The sequence below is a fragment of the Streptomyces sp. SP18BB07 genome (assembly GCF_036322545.1).
Classification (GTDB): Bacteria; Actinomycetota; Actinomycetes; order Streptomycetales; family Streptomycetaceae; genus Streptomyces; species Streptomyces deccanensis.
Genome location: NZ_JAQYWT010000162.1, coordinates 1 through 418, shown reverse-complemented (window position 1 = coordinate 418; position 418 = coordinate 1). Strand labels below are relative to the sequence as shown.

Annotated in this window: 1 pseudogene; it reads right to left on the bottom strand. The window is 63.6% G+C overall.

What is annotated here, in order from left to right:
- A pseudogene (locus tag PUR53_RS01290) lies at positions 1-277 on the bottom strand (2,4-dihydroxyacetophenone dioxygenase); the annotation flags it as partial.
- Positions 278-418 lie beyond the last annotated feature (141 nt).

Genomic DNA, 418 nt, shown 5'->3' with positions numbered 1-418 from the left:
CCCACTTGCCGGAGATCGTGTAGGCGAACACCTCGTGCGGGTGGTAGTGCCGGTTGACGAGTCCGGCCTCCTTGGCGCGCAGGATGTCGGCCCAGGAGTTGTCCTTGACGTTGATCCACAGGGGTCGTGATCCGACGGTCTCGCTCAGCGGCGCGTAGTAGCGGTCTTCGTCGGTGGCCACCTGGGACAGGTACACCTCCGGCAGCGCGTCCGGCTTGAACGAGTTCTGGATCGGCTTCAGCCCCTTCCAGAACTCGGACCTGGCTTCCTCCGGCATACTAGTGTCCTGCGCCGGAGATCCGTCGGCAGAGGCGGGCGAGGGAGTCGAGGATTTCTTCGGCGGTCTTGGTCCAGATGAACGGCTTGGGGTCTTCGTTCCAGTGCTTGACCCAGGTCCGGATGTCAGCTTCCAGAGCCT